The sequence below is a fragment of the Serratia liquefaciens ATCC 27592 genome (assembly GCF_000422085.1).
In the GTDB taxonomy this organism is placed as follows: Bacteria; Pseudomonadota; Gammaproteobacteria; order Enterobacterales; family Enterobacteriaceae; genus Serratia; species Serratia liquefaciens.
Genome location: NC_021741.1, coordinates 722,197 through 741,614, shown reverse-complemented (window position 1 = coordinate 741,614; position 19,418 = coordinate 722,197). Strand labels below are relative to the sequence as shown.

Annotated in this window: 13 protein-coding genes and 1 pseudogene; 6 read left to right on the top strand and 8 right to left on the bottom strand. The window is 56.7% G+C overall.

The annotated features are described in order from the left end of the window. The first annotated feature begins 189 nt into the window (after positions 1-189). The 6 genes and pseudogenes from M495_RS03355 to M495_RS03330 all read left to right on the top strand — a co-directional run. Positions 190-1,536 carry an MFS transporter gene (locus M495_RS03355; RefSeq protein WP_020825252.1) on the top strand — a complete coding sequence of 449 codons (1,347 nt, stop codon included), beginning with the start codon at positions 190-192 and terminating at the stop codon, positions 1,534-1,536. 463 nt (positions 1,537-1,999) lie between these two features. Then, the gene (gene hutU / locus M495_RS03350; RefSeq protein ID WP_020825251.1) at positions 2,000-3,691 is read left to right on the top strand and encodes a urocanate hydratase; all 1,692 of its coding nucleotides are present in this window, start codon (positions 2,000-2,002) and stop codon (positions 3,689-3,691) included. Beyond that, positions 3,688-5,223, top strand: coding sequence for a histidine ammonia-lyase (gene hutH, locus M495_RS03345; protein ID WP_020825250.1), 1,536 nt, complete (start codon positions 3,688-3,690; stop codon positions 5,221-5,223). Before hutU ends, hutH begins: the two co-directional genes overlap by 4 nt. A gap of 100 nt (positions 5,224-5,323) precedes the next feature. Continuing rightward, positions 5,324-6,715 (top strand): amino acid permease, encoded by a 1,392-nt coding sequence (locus M495_RS03340; RefSeq protein ID WP_041414208.1) that lies wholly within the window; start codon positions 5,324-5,326, stop codon positions 6,713-6,715. A gap of 222 nt (positions 6,716-6,937) precedes the next feature. Then, positions 6,938-7,411, top strand: coding sequence for an ABC transporter permease subunit (locus M495_RS25735; protein ID WP_020825247.1), 474 nt, complete (start codon positions 6,938-6,940; stop codon positions 7,409-7,411). A gap of 45 nt (positions 7,412-7,456) precedes the next feature. Further along, positions 7,457-8,323: pseudogene (locus tag M495_RS03330) on the top strand (aromatic amino acid lyase); the annotation flags it as partial. A gap of 34 nt (positions 8,324-8,357) precedes the next feature. Here M495_RS03330 and M495_RS03325 read toward each other — a convergent pair. The 8 genes from M495_RS03325 to rlmD form a co-directional block, all read right to left on the bottom strand. Continuing rightward, on the bottom strand, positions 8,358-9,548 hold the full coding sequence (locus tag M495_RS03325) for a methionine gamma-lyase (protein WP_020825245.1): 1,191 nt from the start codon (positions 9,546-9,548) through the stop codon (positions 8,358-8,360). A gap of 46 nt (positions 9,549-9,594) precedes the next feature. Further along, the gene (locus M495_RS03320; protein WP_020825244.1) at positions 9,595-9,966 is read right to left on the bottom strand and encodes a hypothetical protein; all 372 of its coding nucleotides are present in this window, start codon (positions 9,964-9,966) and stop codon (positions 9,595-9,597) included. A gap of 10 nt (positions 9,967-9,976) precedes the next feature. Beyond that, complete coding sequence (locus M495_RS03315; RefSeq protein WP_041414206.1) at positions 9,977-11,167, bottom strand: NAD(P)/FAD-dependent oxidoreductase; 1,191 nt, start codon at positions 11,165-11,167, stop codon at positions 9,977-9,979. Between the two features lie 297 nt (positions 11,168-11,464). Then, positions 11,465-12,760, bottom strand: a complete 1,296-nt coding sequence (eno, locus tag M495_RS03310; RefSeq protein WP_020825242.1) for a phosphopyruvate hydratase — start codon at positions 12,758-12,760, stop codon at positions 11,465-11,467. An 81-nt stretch (positions 12,761-12,841) separates the two neighbouring features. Continuing rightward, positions 12,842-14,479 carry a glutamine hydrolyzing CTP synthase gene (pyrG, locus tag M495_RS03305; RefSeq protein ID WP_020825241.1) on the bottom strand — a complete coding sequence of 546 codons (1,638 nt, stop codon included), beginning with the start codon at positions 14,477-14,479 and terminating at the stop codon, positions 12,842-12,844. A gap of 375 nt (positions 14,480-14,854) precedes the next feature. Beyond that, positions 14,855-15,649 (bottom strand): nucleoside triphosphate pyrophosphohydrolase, encoded by a 795-nt coding sequence (mazG, locus tag M495_RS03300; protein ID WP_020825240.1) that lies wholly within the window; start codon positions 15,647-15,649, stop codon positions 14,855-14,857. A gap of 155 nt (positions 15,650-15,804) precedes the next feature. Then, positions 15,805-18,036 (bottom strand): GTP diphosphokinase, encoded by a 2,232-nt coding sequence (gene relA / locus M495_RS03295; protein WP_020825239.1) that lies wholly within the window; start codon positions 18,034-18,036, stop codon positions 15,805-15,807. Positions 18,037-18,045: 9 nt separating this feature from the next. Then, positions 18,046-19,395, bottom strand: a complete 1,350-nt coding sequence (gene rlmD, locus M495_RS03290; protein ID WP_020825238.1) for a 23S rRNA (uracil(1939)-C(5))-methyltransferase RlmD — start codon at positions 19,393-19,395, stop codon at positions 18,046-18,048. Positions 19,396-19,418: the final 23 nt, after the last annotated feature.

The following is a 19,418-nucleotide window of genomic DNA, read 5'->3' as shown; positions in this document are numbered from 1 at the left end:
ATTTGCTTACTGAGCAATCTCCTTGTGTTTACGATGTAATCTGCTTCGCAAAAACAACATTTATTTAACGCATAAGATAAATATATTTGACATAAAGCGCCTGCGCGCAGATGTATATACAGGCAAGCACAAGCCGGGCATCAGTTCCGGTGATTTATCCACACAATCACATCTGCGTTAGAGGTTGCCATGGCTCATTCCACCGAGTTGAATATTCAGCAGGCCATCGATGACAGCAAATTTTCGCTGTTTCACTGGACCTTGATCATTTTGGGATTCCTGATCCTGGCCATTGATGGCTTTGACACGGCGGCCATGGGGTATATCGCTCCCTCGGTCGCCAAAGACTGGGGCATTGTTAAACAGGATCTGGGCCCGGTGCTGAGCGCCGCGCTGCTGGGTCTGTCCCTTGGTGCCCTGGTTGCCGGACCGATTTCCGACCGTATCGGCCGTAAGCGGGTACTGGTATTTTCATGCCTGTTCTTCGGCCTGTCGACCCTGGCTACCGCCTACGCCGGCTCGCTCAATAGCCTGACTCTGTGGCGTTTCCTCACCGGCCTGGGATTAGGGGCGGCGATGCCGAACGCCATCACGCTGATTTCCGAGTATGCGCCACAACGCTGTCGTTCGTTGGCTATTAACACCATGTACTGCGGCTTCCCGCTGGGTGCAGCCGGAGGTGGTGCGATTTCGTCTTGGCTGATCCCGGCGTATGGCTGGCATAGTGTGCTGTTGTTGGGCGCGATCGCTCCGTTGGCGCTGACGTTATTGTTGATCCTGTTCCTGCCGGAATCGGTGAAATACATGGTGAACCGCGGTAAAGATGCGGCAAAAATCAAACGTATTGCCCAGCGTTTTGTCAGCCAGAATCTCGATAACGTGACGCGCTTTTATCTGTATGAAGAGAAATTGACACAGTCCAAAACCAGCGTCGGCCTGTTGTTCACCCGCCCTTATCTGACCGGCACGCTGATGCTGTGGCTGACGTACTTTATGGGCTTGGTGATTTATTACGTGCTGCTGAGCTGGATGCCGATCCTGATGCAGGGACTGGGCTATCAACTGGAACAATCGGCCATTTTGACCTCGCTGTTCACCTTCGGCGGCACGCTTGGCATTCTGGTGGCCGGCTGGCTGATGGACCGCTGGAACGCCCATAAAGTGGTGTCGAGCGGCTTTGTCATTACCGCTCTGCTGATTGTGGCAATGGCGACCGAGGACAGCCATATCGTGCTGCTGGGTACGTTTATCTTCCTGATGGGCATCACCATGAACGGCGCGCAATCCGGTCTGCAAACGCTGGCAGCCACTTTCTACCCGACCCACAGTCGCGCAACCGGCATAGCCTGGATGCAGGGCATCGGCCGCTTTGGCGGCGTGGCGGGCACCATGATGGGGGCACAGTTGCTGGCCATGCAATGGGAAGTGCAGAGCATTTTGATGTTCCTGTGCGTGCCGGCGCTGATCGCCGCCATCGCTACAGTTTTCAAAATGACCCGAAGAGCGACGCTGCAACCGGCTGACAAACCCGTATAAGGGCTAAACCGGTAGGGGTCGAACATGTTCGACCCGATTTAACCCATTGATTATGCTATTGGGCGCAGCATGCGGCGCCCCTACCACAAAACAACACAGCACTCTGTCAACGGCTTCACCCCCTCCAGCGATAGGACTTTTTTATCGCTCGCCCTAACTTGTAATGGGTATGTAAATTTATTGTGATTTGCCGCTCAAAAATGACCCATTTTTAATTCATTTTTGTTGAATAGCTCACTGTTCTTCAGTGCGAGCCTAATAGCTCAGACGTCAAAATAGAAACCATCTAATTGATTAAAAACAAAAATAACTTTCTCTTATGCCTTTTTAACCGCCCACTGGTCGGTGTTGCATATGCTTGTACATACAAGTATATGTTAATAAACCCTACGCATTGTTATGGCGTGGTGATTCACCCCACCGCACCATGGGATCTGCACCGATACTGTTTGAGGAAAATGCTGTGACTGCAAATAACAAAGTTCGCAATGTCGATGTACGCGCGCCACGCGGCACAAAATTAAATGCAAAAAGCTGGCTGACCGAAGCGCCGTTGCGCATGCTGATGAACAACCTCGATCCGGAAGTGGCGGAAAACCCGCATGAGCTGGTGGTGTACGGCGGTATTGGCCGCGCCGCGCGTGACTGGGACTGCTACGACAAAATTGTCGCCACCCTGAAAACGTTGGAAGAAGACGAAACGCTGCTGGTTCAGTCCGGCAAACCGGTCGGGGTATTCAAAACCCACAGCAACGCGCCACGCGTACTGATTGCCAACTCTAACCTGGTGCCACATTGGGCAACCTGGGAACACTTTAACGAACTGGACGCCAAAGGCCTGGCCATGTACGGCCAAATGACCGCCGGCAGCTGGATCTACATCGGCAGCCAGGGCATCGTCCAGGGCACCTACGAGACCTTCGTGGAAGCGGGCCGCCAGCATTACGACGGCAGCCTGCAGGGCCGCTGGGTGCTGACCGCCGGTTTGGGCGGTATGGGCGGCGCGCAACCGCTGGCTGCTACGCTGGCAGGCGCCTGTTCACTGAACATCGAATGCCAACAAAGCCGTATCGATTTCCGTCTGAAGACCCGTTATGTCGATGAGCAAGCGACGGATCTGGACGACGCGCTGGCTCGCATCAAGAAATACACCGCCGAAGGCAAAGCCATCTCCATCGCCCTATGCGCCAATGCGGCAGACATTCTGCCAGAACTGGTGCGCCGCGGCGTGCGCCCGGACATGGTCACCGACCAGACCAGCGCTCACGATCCGCTGAACGGCTATCTGCCAAAAGGCTGGAGCTGGGAAGAGTACCGCGAACGTGCACAGACCGAACCTGCGCAGGTGGTGACCGCTGCCAAGCAGTCGATGGCTGAACACGTCGAAGCCATGTTGGCGTTCCAGAAAATGGGCGTACCGACCTTCGACTACGGCAACAACATTCGTCAGATGGCGAAAGAAATGGGCGTCAACAACGCCTTCGATTTCCCAGGCTTCGTGCCTGCCTATATCCGTCCGCTGTTCTGTCGCGGTATCGGCCCGTTCCGCTGGGCTGCACTGTCCGGCGATCCGCAAGATATCTACAAAACCGACGCCATGGTTAAAGAGCTGATCCCGGATGACGAGCATCTGCATCGCTGGCTGGATATGGCGCGCGAACGCATCAGCTTCCAGGGCCTGCCGGCACGTATCTGTTGGGTCGGTCTGGGCCAACGCGCCAAGCTGGGCCTGGCTTTCAACGAAATGGTACGCAGTGGCGAACTGTCCGCACCGATCGTGATCGGTCGTGACCATCTGGACTCCGGCTCGGTCGCCAGCCCGAACCGCGAAACCGAATCTATGCAGGACGGTTCGGACGCCGTTTCCGACTGGCCGCTGCTTAACGCCCTGCTCAATACCGCCAGCGGTGCGACCTGGGTTTCCCTGCACCACGGCGGTGGCGTCGGCATGGGCTTCTCGCAGCATTCCGGTATGGTTATCGTTTGTGACGGCACCGACGAAGCCGCCGAACGTATCGCCCGCGTATTGCATAATGACCCTGCCACTGGCGTGATGCGTCATGCCGATGCCGGTTACGACATTGCGATTGAATGCGCCCGTGAGCAAGGTTTGAACCTGCCGATGGTGGCCGCGACTCAAGGAGGCAAAGCATGAAAGCGCTGACTATCCGCCCAGGCCAACTGACTCTGACGCAACTGCGCGACGTTTATCAACACCCGGTGACCCTGACGTTGGACGACAATGCCTACGCCGCTATCCAGCAGAGCGTGGCCTGCGTTGAGCGCATTGTCGAAGAAAACCGCACCACCTACGGCATCAATACCGGTTTCGGCCTGCTGGCGTCTACCCGCATTGCACGTGAAGACCTGGAAAACCTGCAACGTTCGATCGTGTTGTCACATGCCGCAGGCGTTGGCGCGCCGACCGACGACAACCTAGTTCGCCTGATTATGGTATTGAAGATCAACAGCCTGTCGCGCGGTTTCTCCGGCATCCGTCTGGAAGTGATCCAGGCGCTGATGGCCTTGGTCAACGCCGAAGTCTATCCGCATATCCCGCTGAAGGGCTCCGTGGGCGCCTCCGGCGATTTGGCTCCGCTGGCACACATGAGTCTGGTGCTGCTGGGCGAAGGCAAGGCCCGCTATCAAGGCGAATGGCTGCCTGCCACCGAGGCACTGGCCAAAGCAGGCCTGAAGCCGCTCACGCTGGCGGCCAAAGAAGGCCTGGCGCTGCTGAACGGCACCCAGGTTTCCGCCGCCTTCGCGCTGCGCGGCCTGTTTGACGCGGAGGACCTGTACGCCGCAGCCACGGTCACCGGCAGCCTGACGGTGGAAGCCGCTCTGGGTTCTCGCAGCCCGTTTGACGCACGTATTCACGCCGTACGCGGCCAACGTGGCCAGATCGACGCCGCCGCCGCTTACCGCCACCTGCTGGGCGAACGCAGCGAAGTGTCCGACTCGCATCGCAACTGTGAAAAGGTACAAGATCCCTACTCCCTGCGCTGCCAACCGCAGGTAATGGGTGCCTGCCTGACGCAGATCCGCCAGGCCAGCGAAGTGCTGGAGGTCGAAGCCAATGCGGTGTCCGACAACCCATTGGTATTCGCAGAACAGGGCGATGTCCTGTCCGGCGGTAACTTCCACGCCGAACCGGTCGCAATGGCCGCCGACAATCTGGCGCTGGCATTTGCCGAAATCGGCTCGCTGTCCGAACGTCGTATCTCGCTGATGATGGATAAACACATGTCGCAACTGCCGCCATTCCTGGTGGACAACGGCGGCGTGAACTCCGGCTTTATGATTGCCCAGGTTACCGCCGCGGCACTGACCAGCGAAAACAAAGCGCTGGCGCATCCGGCCAGCGTCGACAGCATCCCGACCTCCGCCAACCAGGAAGACCATGTTTCCATGGCACCGGCTGCAGGACGCCGTCTGTGGGAAATGGCGGATAACGTGCGCGGTATTCTGGCCGTCGAATGGCTGGCGGCCTGCCAGGGGTTGGATTTGCGCAAGGGCCTGAAAACCACCGAAAGTCTGGAGCAGGCACGCCGCATACTGCGCGAGCAAGTCAGTTATTACGACAAGGATCGTTTCTTCGCCCCCGACATTGAAGCCGCCAGCCTGCTGTTGGCGGCCGGTCATCTGAACTCGCTGATGCCTTCGGCGCTGCTGCCTAGTCAGGCATAAATAAAACCTACCACGCAGTTTGTTCTGTCCCACCGGGTGCGTTCCACCCGGTGCGGATAGCGCGTGCCTGTTCTGCCGTAAAAACTCGACGGGAAGCAACATGCGTAACGAAACGACACAACTCAGACGCGGACTAAACGCGCGACATATCCGCTTTATGGCGCTCGGCTCAGCCATCGGCACCGGTCTGTTCTACGGCTCCGCGGGAGCCATCCAATTGGCTGGCCCTGCGGTGCTGCTGGCTTATCTGGTCGGCGGCGCGGCGGTCTTTATGGTAATGCGCGCGCTGGGTGAAATGGCGGTGCATCAGCCGGTCTCCGGCTCCTTCGGTCATTATGCCAGCCACTACCTTGGCCCCTTGGCCGGTTTCCTCACCGGCTGGACCTATACCTTCGAAATGGTGATTGTTGCCCTGGCGGACGTCACCGCCTTCGGCATCTATATGGGGCTGTGGTTCCCGGACGTTGCCCAATGGGTGTGGGTACTCAGCATCATCATGTTCATCGGCGCGCTCAACCTGTGCAGCGTGAAAGTGTTCGGTGAAATGGAGTTCTGGCTGTCGTTGATCAAGGTGGCGGCAATCGTCGCGATGATCATCGGCGGCGCGGCGGTGATGCTGTTTGGCTTCGGTCAGACTCAGCACGCCACCGGCCTCAGCAACCTGTGGCAGCACGGTGGCTTTATGCCTAACGGCATCGGCGGCGTGGTTGCTTCGCTGGCGGTGGTGATGTTCGCCTTCGGCGGCATTGAGATCATCGGCATTACCGCCAGCGAGGCAAAAGACCCCGCGAAGGTGTTGCCGAAAGCGATCAATGCGGTACCGATTCGCATTCTGCTGTTCTACGTGCTGACGCTGCTGGTGCTGATGGCAATCTATCCCTGGAACAGCATCGGCCAAAACGGCAGCCCGTTTGTTGAGATCTTCAGCAATCTGGGCATCAGTTCCGCCGCCAACGTGCTGAATGTGGTGGTGATCACCGCCGCCATTTCCGCCATCAACAGCGATATCTTCGGTGCCGGCCGCATGATGTATGGCATGGCGCAGGAAGGTCAGGCACCCAAAAGCTTCACTCGCCTGACCGGTAACGGCGTGCCCTGGATGACGGTGCTGGTGATGTCCATTGCCCTGCTGTTGGGGGTGGTGCTCAATTACCTGATCCCAAAACAGGTGTTTATGATCATCGCCTCCATCGCCACCTTCGCCACCGTTTGGGTTTGGCTGATGATCCTGCTGTCACAAATTGCCATGCGCCGCACGCTGACGCCGCAAGAGGTCAGCAAGCTGAGCTTCCCGGTTCCCTGGTGGCCGGTCGCACCGGCACTGGCGACGATATTTATGCTGTTCGTCATCGGCCTGCTCGGTTACTTCGAAGACAGCCGCATTGCCCTGTACGTAGGGTTGGTGTGGGTAGCCTTCCTTACCCTGGCTTACTGGTTGTGGGTACGTAAAAAAGGCGGGGGTTCACCCGTCACGTCCTCACCACAGTATTAGTCTCACGAGCCCGCCGTTCCCGGGCTCTTCGTCATTAACGTGGAGTATCACCATGCAAACACGACACAAATTATGGATACCGCTGATCGCGCTCGGGCTGATGACAGGCAGCCCCTCCGCACGCGCAACAGGCTGGTGCGAATCCGGCACAAGTCGGTCAAGAAAGCGGGCAAGGCGGTCAGCGTTGGTGCCCCCATTGTCGGCGCAGTTGAAGGCTGGTAGGTGCCACGTTATGTAATTGAAGGCGATGCCAAGCGTAAGTTGAAACCGCTGGCGCCTGAGCTGGTGCAGGTGTTGTCAAAAGTGAATCTGCCGCTCAGTCTGATTAACCAGAATCTGGCGCGCATGAGCAAGGAACGCATCAGCTCCCAGAAGCTGGAGCTGGTCGCCACGCTGCTGGCGGTGATTATCGGCATTCCGCAAGGCATATTGGCGGCGCGTTGCGATCGCGTACGGGCGGTATTGATGCTGTTCGGCCTGAGCAAGGTGCAGGCCATTCTGGCGACGGTGCTCTATGCCACGCCACCGCTGATCCGCCTGACCGATTTGGGCATCCGCCAAATGGACAAGGAAGTGATGGAGTCCGTCACCGCCTTTGACGCCAACCGCTGGCAGAAGCTGTTCGGCGTCCAGTTGCCGCAGGCGCTGCCGAGCATCATGGCCGGTATCAACCAGACCACCATGATGTCGTTATAGATGGTAGTGGTCGCGTCAATGATCGGCGCTCGTGGGCTGGACGAAGACGTGTTGGGTGCCATGAGCTTTGAAGCTTTACGCGGACAAATTGCCGCCTTCGACGAGGAAATACTGGCGTTGAAACCGCACCCAGGCATGCAACGGGTGGGTGCCAATCTGCGGGCGCTACTGCACGGCAGCGAGGTGATTGCCGCCAGCAAAGGTATTCGCACTCAGGATGCGCTGAGCATCCGCTCGATTCCACAGGTGCACGGTGCCTGCCGCGATCAGATGGCTCATGCCGAACGACAGATTGAAACCGAGCTGAATGGCACCACCGATAACCCGTTGCTGCTTGGCACGCCGGATAACTTCCGCGTCATGTCACAGGCCAATCCGCACGGCGAATCGGTCGCGATGGCCGCCGATGTGCTGGCGATCGCTATCGCCGAACTCGGCGGTATTGCGGAACGGCGCATCGATCGTCTGATTAACCCGCTGGTCAGCGGTTTGCCGCCATTTTTGGTCAGTGAGCCGGGCGTCAACTCCGGCATGATGATCGCTCAATACGTGGCGGCATCGCTGTGCGCAGAGAACCGTCAGCTGGCCCAGCCTTGCGTAGTGGATAACTATGTCACTTCGGCGCTGCAGGAAGATCACCTCAGTCTGGGGACCGGTGCGGCATTGCGGCTGCATAAGCTGTTGGCCAACGTTAACCAGATCCTGGCGATTGAATATCTGTTGGCGGCGCAGGCCTTCGAGTTTTTGCAACCGCAACGCGTCGGCGAAGGTACCGGGCGCGCCTGGCGACTGCTGCGTCAAAGGGTAGAACCTTACCATCAGGATCGCTGGTTGGTGCCCGACATTGCCAGCAGCGCCGCGCTGTTGCAGGACGAACAGGCGCTGGCGGAAATTGCCCCTGCGTTAGATTAACGCTTGCCCCTTCCCGCTGGGTGGGGCATCAAAGCTAGCTTTGCGCCAAGGCCTGGCGGATATCGGCCTGCAGGTCGCCAAGATCTTCCAGGCCGGCGGACAAGCGTATCAGCCCGTCGCTGATATGGTGACGCTGCCGCTCTTCGGGGCTGTAGGCCGAGTGGGTCATGCTGGCGGGATGCTGCGCCAGCGATTCGCAATCCCCCAGGCTGACCGCGCGCAAGATCAAACGCAGCGCATTGAGGAAGCGGATGCCCGCCGCCATGCCGCCTTTGAGTTCAAACGCCAGCATGCCGCCCGGCCGCGCCATTTGCCGCTGCGCCAACTCATACTGGGGAAAATCCTCCAGCCCGGGATAATAGACACGTTCTACCGCCGAATGCTGAGCCAGCATTTCCGCCAAACGCTGGGCGTTGTCGCAATGGCGTTCCATACGCAACGGCAGGGTTTTCAGCCCGCGCAGCAGCAATGCCGCATCCTGGGCAGACAGCACCGCACCGTTCATGTCTTTCAGCCCAACTAAACGGATGTCCTGCGCCAAATCCTGCCGCGTCACCACCAGCCCGGCCAACAGATCACCATGCCCCCCGATGTATTTGGTAGCGGAGTGCACCACTATATCGGCCCCCTGTTCCAGCGGCCGTTGCAGATACGGGGTGCAATAGGTGTTATCCACCAGTAACAGCGCCTGTTGGCGGTGAGCAATTTCGGCGACTGCGGCAATATCGACCAAACGCATATTCGGGTTGGCCGGCGTTTCGCAATACACCATGCGGGTCCGGGGGCCGATCGCCGCCGCCAGACGCTCCGGGCGGGTCAGGTCTACGTGAGTGATTTTCACGCCGTAGCGCGCCAATCCGTGATGAAAATAACTGAAGGTGCAGCCGTAAATCGTCTCGTCAACGATCAGCTCGTCGCCCGGATTGAGCAGTGTCCAGCAGCAGGCGGTAATCGCGCCCATACCGGAGGAAAACGCCACCGCAGCTTCGCCCCCCTCCAGATTGGCTATCCGCTGTTCCAGCAGGTTGAGGGTCGGGTTGGCGATGCGTGAATAAAAATACCCCGGCTCAGTGCCTTCAAAGCAGGCACCGCCATATTCCGCCGTCGGGAACGTAAAGGTCGAGCTCATAAACACCGGGGGACAGAGCGCTCCCAGATACTGCTGGGGATCGTAACCGTGATGGATCGCGCGTGTTGCAAAGGCTTGCCTGAAAATGGCAGACATGACAACTCCTTACCTGAGTGAGTGAAAACAATGATGCTTAGTTCGTTCAAACGTCCGTGGGCAGTGCGCTGCTGCGCATACGCTGGCCAACGATTTGCAAAGTACGCAGCACCAGCATCAGGCCCAGTAAGGTATCCGGCTGCCGCAACAAGGCGTACAGCGCACGAAAATTGACGGGTGAGGGATCCAACTGCAACTCGGTATGCGCCATTTTCAACGCCATTCCGCCCTCCCATCCCGCAGCCACCAGGCCTTCAAAGACGCCGGAGAGTTTTTCCACCAGCGCGTTATCGGCGATATCCACCAGGTCAGACAGCAGCGACAGCAGATCGACCACGTTATCGAGCCGACCGCCGGCCAGCAGCGGCTGTAGCTTCTCCAGCAAAGCCGCCAGGGGTTCATGTTCAGATGCGTTCATAGGCCCTCCGTTAAATCAGCCCGCGTACCGTCGCCCAGTAGAGTCCGCGATTAAAACCGTTGCGCAACATGCTGCCGACTTTGGTTGAAGGCGTCGGCAACACATCGTTGCGGTAGTCGTAAACCAGCGGCATCCCGGCTTGCAGCCCCATTTGAGCAATGGCCTGCACCTTGCCGTCGTAGTGGCTAACGGTCTGGCCCAGCCTCAGTTCCGCCACGATATTGTCGGCAATCACCGGCGCCTGATTGTGGCAGGAGCCACCGGCCTTGCTGACCGGCAAATCCACCGTATCGCCGATGACATAGACCCCTTGTTGGCCGTAGACCTGCAGCGTCTGATGGTCGGTCGGCAACCAGCCTTCGCCGTTATGCCCCTCGCTCAGCCCCGTGTTCCGCACTGCCTCTACCGCACGGATAGGTGGGGTAGCCATCAAAATATCGAACGGCTGCTGCTCACCTTCGGCGGAATAAGCGATTTTCTGCTGCTCATCCACCCGGCTGAGAGTAAACCCGCGCTGATGGCGAATATCCCGCGCGGCGAAAATACCGGGCAAGGCCTCTGCGGTTGGACGCTGTAAAAACAGGCAGTTACGCAGCAACTGCGAAACGCTGGGGTAGGTATAAACAATTTCAACCGCTTTACGCACTCCGCGTCGACGCAGGTAATCATCGAGCATCAGGGTGGTTTCTATCGGGGCAATACCGCACTGGTGCGGCACATTGGGCGTTTCGGGGAAGGAGACGGTGATAAAAATTCGGCCTTTTTCGATGCTCGACAGCTTTTGTGCCAGTTGGCGGGCGGCCTGATATTGGTAAAAATGATCGCCTGCCCGCGCCAACCCTTCGATACGCTCCGGCCAGGGCACGCAGCCGGTGGCAAACACCAGAAAATCATACGGGTACTGTTTGCTACTGCGGGTATGGATCACTCGCTGAGTTAAATCAAAGCGCTCCGCTTTATCGACAATAAACTGAATTTCCGGACGCAGCAGGCTTTGCTGTGAGCGGGTTAATTCCTGTTTGAAAAAAGCGTTAAAGGCAACGTACATAAAAGCGGGTTTATAATAATGAATCGGAGAATCCGAAATCATCAATAACTCAACTTTATTATTCAATATTTCCCGATGTAATTTCGTGGCCAGTAAATTGGCCAATATGGTCCCTCCGGTACCCCCACCGACTATCACAATCCTGTTTCGCATCAAGCCCTCACCCAGCCGAGTCACGGCTCGGCAATTTTTAGGGAAACGAATGGAGGCAGGAATACAGGCTTAATTCTTCTGCCTTACTGGCAGTCTAGTAACGAAAAAATATAAAGCAATAGAAAAGAGAATATATAAAATAGGAATTTTATTATTATAATTAATACATCAAGTTAAAAAACAGATAATAAGATATTAGTTCAATAATAATAAATAACTCACTATCACTTATGTAAATAACCAGTGATAAAAAAACCCGCCGGAGCGGGTTTCATTTAGCAACGAACCAAACCGTTATTACTGACCTTTAACTTCTTTCAGGCCATTGAACGGAGCGCGTGCACCCAGCGCTTCTTCGATACGGATCAGTTGGTTGTATTTAGCAACGCGGTCAGAACGGCTCATAGAACCGGTTTTGATCTGGCCAGCCGCAGTACCCACAGCCAGGTCGGCGATGGTTGCGTCTTCGGTTTCACCTGAACGGTGAGAGATCACCGCAGTGTAGCCTGCGTCTTTCGCCATCTTGATAGCAGCCAGAGTTTCGGTCAGAGAACCGATCTGGTTGAATTTGATCAGGATGGAGTTAGCGATGCCTTTCTCGATGCCTTCTTTCAGGATCTTGGTGTTGGTAACGAACAGGTCGTCGCCCACCAGCTGGATTTTGTCGCCCAGCACTTTAGTCTGGTATGCGAAACCATCCCAGTCAGATTCGTCCAGGCCGTCTTCGATAGACACGATTGGATATTGTTTGGTCAGCTCTTCCAGGAAGTGAGTGAACTCTTCGGAAGTGAAGGCTTTGTTGCCTTCGCCGGCCAGGACGTATTTACCGTCTTTGTAGAACTCGGAAGCCGCACAGTCCATCGCCAGGGTCACGTCTTTGCCCAGCTCGTAGCCTGCTGCTTTTACCGCTTCAGCGATAACAGCCAGCGCTTCGGCGTTGGAACCCAGGTTTGGTGCGTAGCCGCCTTCGTCACCTACAGCGGTGTTCAGGCCTTTGGCCTTCAGCACTTTCGCCAGGTGATGGAAAACTTCAGAACCGATGCGAACGGCTTCTTTCAGGGTTTTCGCGCCAACCGGCTGAATCATGAATTCCTGAATGTCGACGTTGTTGTCAGCGTGCTCGCCGCCGTTGATGATGTTCATCATAGGCAGTGGCATAGAGAATTTGCCTGGGGTGCCGTTCAGCTCAGCGATGTGCTCATACAGCGGCATACCTTTGGAAGCTGCAGCCGCTTTAGCCGCTGCCAGGGAAACCGCCAGAATGGCGTTAGCGCCGAACTGGGATTTGTTCTCAGTACCGTCCAGGTCGATCATGATCTTGTCGATGTTAGCCTGGTCTTTGGCATCTTTGCCCAATACTGCCTGAGCGATCGGGCCGTTTACTGCAGCAACGGCTTTCAGTACGCCTTTACCCAGGAAACGAGACTTGTCACCGTCACGCAGTTCCAGTGCTTCACGGGAACCGGTAGAAGCACCTGACGGCGCAGCAGCCAGACCTACGAAACCGCCTTCCAGATGCACTTCGGCTTCAACAGTCGGGTTACCGCGGGAGTCGATGATTTCACGACCGATGACTTTAACGATTTTGGACATTAGGTTTTCCTCAGTACAAGTTAAACTAAAACTCCAGACAAACAGCGCGCGGTTCTCACCGCGCGCCGCCTACCAAATATTTTATTTCACCTGGCGCTTCTGATACTCACCAGCGGCCTTCACAAAGCCGGCGAACAACGGATGACCATCACGCGGCGTCGAAGTAAATTCCGGGTGGAACTGACAAGCTACAAACCACGGGTGATTCGGCAGTTCGATAATCTCAACCAGCTTGTTGTCTGCGGAACGGCCGGCAACCAACAGCCCGGCGGCTTCAATTTGCTTCAACAGCATGTTGTTAACTTCATAACGGTGACGATGACGTTCAACAATGGTCGGTTCGCCGTACATCTGACGCACCAGGCTATTGTCGGTCAGGTGACATTGCTGGCCACCGACACGCATCGTGCCACCCAAATCGCTTTCTTCGGTACGGACTTCGACGTTGCCGTCTTCGTCACGCCATTCGGTGATCAATGCCACCACCGGGTACTTACAGTCTGGCACAAACTCGGTTGAGTTGGCGTTCTCCATACCCACAACGTTGCGGGCGAACTCCATCAGCGCCACCTGCATACCCAGGCAGATGCCCAGATAAGGGATGTTGTTTTCACGCGCATAACGCGCGGTCATCACCTTGCCTTCTACGCCACGGTAGCCGAAGCCGCCTGGGATCAGGATCGCATCCAGACCTTTCAGCACTTCTACGCCGCGGGTTTCAACATCCTGCGAGTCGATCAGCTTGATGTTCACGGTCAGACGATTTTTCAGGCCGCCGTGTTTCAGCGCTTCAATCACCGACTTATAAGCATCCGGCAGTTCGACATATTTGCCGACCATACCGATAGTCACTTCGCCGCCCGGATTGGCTTCTTCGTAAATAACCTGCTCCCACTCGGCCAGGTTGGCTTCCGGCGCGTTGAGGCTGAATCGTTTACAAATATAATCATCAAGCCCCTGAGATTTCAATAGGCCTGGGATTTTATAAATAGAATCAACGTCTTTCAGGGAGATAACGGCTTTTTCCGGCACGTTACAGAAAAGTGCGATTTTCGCGCGTTCGTTAGCAGGAACTGTGCGATCGGAACGGCAAATCAGCACATCTGGCTGAATACCGATGGAAAGCAGTTCTTTTACGGAATGCTGAGTAGGTTTGGTTTTCACTTCACCGGCAGCGGCCATGTACGGCACCAGAGTCAGGTGCATGTACAGGGTGTGCTCGCGGCCCACTTCCACGGCCATCTGGCGGATGGCTTCCAGGAACGGCAGCGATTCGATATCGCCGACTGTACCGCCGATCTCAACCAACACCACGTCGTGGCCTTCGCCGCCTTCGAGGATGCGCTCTTTGATCGCGTTGGTGATGTGCGGGATGACCTGTACGGTTGCGCCCAGATAGTCGCCACGGCGTTCTTTACGCAGAACGTCGGAGTAAATGCGACCGGTGGTGAAGTTGTTGCGGCGCGACATTTTGGTGCGGATGTAGCGCTCGTAGTGACCCAAATCCAGATCGGTTTCTGCGCCGTCTTCGGTGACGAAAACTTCCCCATGCTGAATCGGGCTCATGGTGCCCGGATCCACGTTGATGTACGGGTCCAGTTTCATGATGGTAACGTTGAGGCCACGGGCTTCAAGAATAGCCGCCAGAGAGGCTGCGGCAATGCCTTTACCCAGAGAGGATACGACCCCGCCGGTCACAAAAATATAATTAGTTGTCATGCTGAACCTGAGAGTTTAGGTTTAAAGACGATGGAAGAACCAAGACGGGAAAGTAGTATACCCGAACCTCTCCAGACCTACAAACGATCGTTTTACTGTCCATCATCTCTGTCACCATCAAGGGTTCATCAGGGTTTACTCTATCGGCCTGCCAGAGCCTGTCTTTTTAAAACAATGAGTTAGCACAGAAAAATTTATTTTTCCGCCCTTTCGAGACAATAAAACGCCTTAGATTTCAGTTTGTTGGCGTTTTGCTGTCGGTAAGCCACGGTTCAGCAAACTATGACTCTGAGCTTAACCGTTTCAGCTTAGGTGAACCTTGTCGCCGATCAAGATTAAGCTACTGCGACAATCCTAGGACACCCGAGCGGCAGATTAGTTTTCCTGGCGCTTAACCTGCTGCCACGCCTCTTCCATCTGCTCCAGCGTTGCTTCGCCCATCTGCAGCCCACGCCGTTGGATAATCTCTTCTACCTGACGGAAACGGCGCTCGAACTTGCGGTTGGCTGCCTGCAACGCATTTTCTGCCTTATGGCCAAGATGGCGCGATAAATTCACCGTGGCGAACAGCAGATCGCCGATTTCCTCTTCCAGTTTCTGTTCGTCGACTACCCCCTGCTGCGCTTCATGCATCACTTCGTCGATCTCTTCGTACACCTTGTCCAGCACCGGGCCCAACGTATGCCAGTCAAAACCGACCGAAGCGCAGCGTTTCTGAATCTTGTGCGCCTTCATCAGCGCCGGCAGCGCCTGAGGAATGTCATCCAGCGCAGAATGCAGCGCTTTCTCTGCACGCTCACCGGCCTTCAACTGCTCCCAGCGGGCCGCAACGGCCTCGCTGTCCGCGGCATCGGCTTCCCCGAAAATGTGCGGATGACGGCGTTCCAGCTTGTCGCTGATGGCGTTACACACCTCGTCGAAGTCAAACAGCCCCTGCTCCTGGCCCATCTGGGCGTAGAACACCACCTGGAACAGCAGGTCCCCCAGTTCGTCACGCAGATCGCCGTAGTCCTGACGTTCGATAGCGTCCAGTACCTCGTAGGTTTCTTCCAGCGTGTAAGGGGCGATGGTGGCGAAGGTTTGTTTGCGGTCCCATGGGCAACCGACCTGCGGATCGCGCAGCGTTTTCATGATGTTCAACAAGCGGTGCAGTGGAGAAGATTGGGTCATAAGAAAGTCTCTGACAGAAGAATCGGCGCCGGTCATTAATGTAGCGGCGCAGCGTGCTGCGCCCGGGTCAATCGGGGCGAATAGGTTCGCCCCCTACGATAACTGAAGCCACGGAGCCTGGCCAACAATGATGTGGCCCGAAAGACGCAGGTGAGTTAGCTGCCGTGCAGGCGTTTGGCGTCTATCACGTCCGGCAGTTGATTGAGCTTGGCTAACACCCGGCCCAGTACCTGCTGGTTGTAGATTTCAATGTCCATATCGATGGTTGCCAGCTGTTTTTTGGTGTCGCTGCGGCTGGCGACGCCCAGCACGTTGACCTTTTCGTTGGCCAAAATGGTGGTGATGTCACGCAGCAGGCCGCTGCGATCGTTGGCCATCACGCGCACCACCAGTGAGTAACCGCTGGAATAGCTTTCGCCCCACACCGCATCCACGATACGTTCCGGCGCGTGCGATTGCAGATCCACCAGCTGGTCACAGTCCGCACGGTGAATGGAGATGCCGCGCCCCTGGGTGATAAAACCGATAATATCGTCGCCCGGGATCGGCTGGCAGCAACGGGCAATGTGGTGCATCAGGTTGCCGACCCCTTCCACCACCACCCGGCCGTTGTCCTTGCTGCGGGTTGCCGGCGGCGCTTTCTGCTGCACCAACTGCCGCAGCGCTTCGCGATCCTGCTCTTCGGCGCTCGGTTTGTTGAACTTGCCCTGCAGGAAATTCACCATCTGATTCAGGCGAATATCACCGCCGCCAATCGCCGCCAGTATTTCATCCAGCGAATTCATGTTGTAACGCGGGATCAGCAGCTTCTCGGCCTCTTTCAGGCTGATACCGAGGTGTTCCAGCTCGCTGTCCAGCATCTGGCGACCGGCAAGGATATTTTTATCGCGATCCTGCTTGCGGAACCAGTTGTGGATCTTGGAGCGTCCACGGCTGGTGGTGATATAACCGAGGTTCGGGTTCAGCCAGTCGCGGCTTGGGTTCGGCTGCTTCTGGGTGATGATTTCAATCTGGTCTCCCATCCGCAGCTGATAGGTAAAGGGCACGATGCGGCCGCCAATTTTGGCACCGATGCAACGGTGGCCGACGTCGCTGTGAATATGGTAAGCGAAGTCGAGCGGCGTAGAGCCGGCCGGCAGATCCACCACGTCGCCTTTCGGGGTGAATACATAAACCCGATCGTCGAACACCTGGCTGCGAACCTCGTCGAGCATCTCGCCGGAGTCCGCCATCTCTTCCTGCCAGGCGATCAGTTTGCGCAGCCAGGCGATACGTTCCTCGTAGCCTGAGCGAACCGTCGCAACCGCACCCTCTTTGTATTTCCAGTGCGCGGCGACACCCAGTTCTGCATCTTCATGCATCTGCCGGGTGCGGATCTGAATTTCCAGCGTTTTCCCGCGCGGACCCAGTACTACGGTGTGGATCGACTGATAACCGTTGGGTTTCGGGTTGGCGACGTAGTCGTCGAACTCATCCGGCAGATGGCGGAAGTGGGTATGCACAATCCCCAGCGCGGCATAGCAGTCCTGCAAGCGTTCGACCACCACGCGTACCGCGCGCACGTCAAACAGCTCATCAAACGCCAACGCCTTCTTCTGCATCTTGCGCCAGATGCTGTAAATGTGTTTTGGACGACCGTAGATGTCCGCCTTGACGCCTTCATCGACCATCGCATTACGCAGCGAGGCGACGAAATCGTCAATAAACTGTTCGCGATCGATGCGGCGTTCGTGCAGCAGCTTGGCGATGCGTTTGTACTCGTCCGGATGCAGGTAGCGGAAGCAGAAATCTTCCAGCTCCCATTTGAGCTGCCCGATACCCAGACGGTTAGCCAACGGCGCATAGATATTCGAACACTCTTTTGCCGCCAGCACGCGCTCGTCTTCCGGCGCATCTTTCACTTCGCGCAGGTGAGCGATCCGCTCCGCCAGCTTGATGACCACGCAGCGGAAATCCTCCACCATCGCCAACAGCATGCGGCGCACGTTGTCGACCTGTTCGGAGGCCATCGAATCGTTTTGAGTGGCTTTCAGTTGGCGGATGGCGTCCATATCGCGTACGCCATGCACCAGATAGGTGATGCCCTTGCCGAACTCTTCGGTCAGGGTTTCTTCTTGCACGATGCCGGCATCCACCAGCGGGAACAGCAGCGCGGCGCGCATGCTGTCGTTATCCATGCTCAGAGTAGAGAGGATCTCGACCATTTCCAGCCCGCGCCACAGCAACAGCGGCGCATTAGGATGGTTCTGAGTCTGCTGCTCACAGTAACGCCAGGTTGCGGCTAATCGCTCACATGACTGCGGGTTAGGTAGCCCCAAGCTGGCAATCCACTCGTCGAGAGCAAATTCACCAGCCGTGTTCAGATGTGCACTTCTTACCGCAACCATACCCTCTCCCTACTTTGCAGCGACCTCTGGCGCAGAACCGTTAATAAACAGCGCCATTGACTCAAGATGCCCCGTATGCGGAAACATATCCAACATCCGCACACGTGCAAGACGATAACCGGCGCTCAGCAGCACTTTGCTGTCGCGTGCCAGCGTGGTCGGGTTACAGGAAACATAAACCACCCGCTCTGGCGCCAGTTTAACAATATGTGACATCACTCCGGCCGCGCCCGCACGGGCAGGGTCCAGCATCACTTTATCAAATCCTTGTGCTGCCCAAGGTTGTTGCTCAACGTCCTCTTCCAGATTTTCATGGAAGAAGCTGGCGTTATTCAGCCTATTCTTATGTGCATTATATTGCCCATTCGCTACCAGTGTGGCAACACCTTCTATGCCTACCACCGCAGCGGCGCGTCGCGCCAACGGCAGGGTAAAATTGCCCATGCCGCAGAACAGATCCAATACCCGATCATTGGGTTGAATACTGAGCCATTCAAGGGCCTGGGCCACCATTTGCTGATTTACGTGGTCATTTACCTGAATAAAGTCACGCGGACTGAAGTCTAAGCGTAGCCCGTCGACCTGATAATACGGCGTTTCACCGCACAGTTTTTCGAGGCTATCGCTGTCCGGTGCCAAATAAATGGTTACGTTTTTTGTCCGCGCAAAAGCCTGCAAGGCCTGGCGGTCATCCTCTTTCAAGGCGTCGAGATGGCGCAGAACCAGTACCGGGCCGTTATCTGCCAGCACCAGTTCGACATGCCCGAGTCGTCTGGCGACCTGCAATGCGCTCAGGCAGGCTCGCAACGGCGTCAGTAATTGTTCCAGTTCAGGATGCAGCACCGGGCACTGCGTCACCGGCACCAGATCGCTGGACGCCGCCTGGCGAAAGCCCATTACCAGACGCTGCTGTTTGGGCTGCCACAACAGCCCGAGACGGGCGCGACGGCGATAGCCGTATTGTGGACCGGCGATCACCGGCTCCTGCTGCGGCGTAACGCCGGTCTCGCGAGCGATCATTCGCACCAGGGCCGCCGCCTTGCTCTGCTGCTGCAGGCTTTCATCCGCGTGTTGCTGCTGGCAACCGCCGCACACGCCAAAGTGTGGGCAGCGCGGTTCGACACGTTGCGGGCTGCGGCTGAGCAGGCGCTTTAACCTGCCTTTGGCAAACTTGTTTTTTTCTTCCGTGAGTTGGACTTCCGCCTGCTCGCCCGGTAATACCCCCGGGACGAAAATCGCTTTGCCGTTGTGGTGCGCCACGCCCTGACCGAAGGGATCGAGGTTGTCTACCGTCAGTGTTAGCACGGGAGAATTTTGCCGGGTCGTCACGCGACGTTTCGGAGAGTAGAATTGCGCCATATTTGTCGATTGAGTGCTGGTTC

Bases quoted from the DNA above. Each gene is read 5' to 3' on its own strand.
- M495_RS03340 (WP_041414208.1), top strand. From the start codon at position 5,324: ATGCGTAACGAAACGACACAACTCAGACGCGGACTAAACGCGCGACAT.
- M495_RS03315 (WP_041414206.1), bottom strand. From the start codon at position 11,167: ATGCGAAACAGGATTGTGATAGTCGGTGGGGGTACCGGAGGGACCATA.
- rlmD (WP_020825238.1), bottom strand. From the start codon at position 19,395: ATGGCGCAATTCTACTCTCCGAAACGTCGCGTGACGACCCGGCAAAAT.
- M495_RS03325 (WP_020825245.1), bottom strand. From the start codon at position 9,548: ATGTCTGCCATTTTCAGGCAAGCCTTTGCAACACGCGCGATCCATCAC.
- M495_RS03355 (WP_020825252.1), top strand. From the start codon at position 190: ATGGCTCATTCCACCGAGTTGAATATTCAGCAGGCCATCGATGACAGC.
- hutH (WP_020825250.1), top strand. From the start codon at position 3,688: ATGAAAGCGCTGACTATCCGCCCAGGCCAACTGACTCTGACGCAACTG.
- mazG (WP_020825240.1), bottom strand. From the start codon at position 15,649: ATGACCCAATCTTCTCCACTGCACCGCTTGTTGAACATCATGAAAACG.
- eno (WP_020825242.1), bottom strand. From the start codon at position 12,760: ATGTCCAAAATCGTTAAAGTCATCGGTCGTGAAATCATCGACTCCCGC.
- M495_RS03320 (WP_020825244.1), bottom strand. From the start codon at position 9,966: ATGAACGCATCTGAACATGAACCCCTGGCGGCTTTGCTGGAGAAGCTA.
- relA (WP_020825239.1), bottom strand. From the start codon at position 18,036: ATGGTTGCGGTAAGAAGTGCACATCTGAACACGGCTGGTGAATTTGCT.
- pyrG (WP_020825241.1), bottom strand. From the start codon at position 14,479: ATGACAACTAATTATATTTTTGTGACCGGCGGGGTCGTATCCTCTCTG.